This is a genomic window from Streptomyces flavofungini (assembly GCF_041028215.1).
Taxonomy (GTDB): Bacteria; Actinomycetota; Actinomycetes; order Streptomycetales; family Streptomycetaceae; genus Streptomyces; species Streptomyces flavofungini_B.
This window is the reverse complement of record NZ_JASKYR010001509.1, coordinates 1-686: the sequence shown is the minus strand read 5'-3', so window position 1 is coordinate 686 and position 686 is coordinate 1. Positions and strand designations below refer to the sequence as shown.

The following is a 686-nucleotide window of genomic DNA, read 5'->3' as shown; positions in this document are numbered from 1 at the left end:
GGCGCGTCCCGCCGCGCTGACCGAGGACCAGCGCCGCGCCGCCCGGCTGATGGTGGACGTCCTTGCCCGGGCGGCGCGGCCGGACGGCCCCCTTGAGAGCCCGTCGGCCGGTACCGAACCCGGCGAGAATCCGGTCACGCCCGCCGAGGACGAGGCCCCTCTGCCAGGCCCCGACGCCGACTTCTTCGCGCTCGGCGGGCATTCGCTGCTCGCGGTACGGATCGTCGCCGAGGCCGAGCGCCGCTACGGCGCCCGGGTCCCGCTGCGCGCCCTGCTCGCCGACCCGACCGTGGCCGGGCTCGCCCGCGCCCTGGAGGCGGGCACGGGCGCCGCGACCGGACGGGAGGCCCCCTTCGACCCCGACGCCGAGCACACCGCCGCTCCCGTACAGCAGCGCCTGTGGTCGCTCGACCGGATGCGGAACGTGCGGACCGCCTACCTGGCACCCGGCGTCGTGGAGATCCACGGGCCCGTCGACGCTCCGGCACTGCGCGAGGCTTTCGCCCGGGCGCTGGCCCGCCACCCCGCACTGCGCTCCCGGTTCCGCCTCGACACCAAGGCCCGCCGCGTGCTCTACCGCACCAACGGCCCCGCCCCCGAGGTCACGCTGACCGACGCCGCCGCCTGGAGCGCGCAACGGCGCGAGGACCACCTCGCCGACCTGTGCTGGCGCCCCTTCGACCTGG

At 77.6% G+C, this 686-nt stretch carries 1 protein-coding gene; it reads left to right on the top strand.

Going from position 1 to position 686, the window contains the following annotated elements; genetic code table 11:
* Nucleotides 1-686: phosphopantetheine-binding protein (locus AB8Z36_RS41920; protein ID WP_369218551.1), on the top strand; the 686-nt coding region annotated here is incomplete at both ends.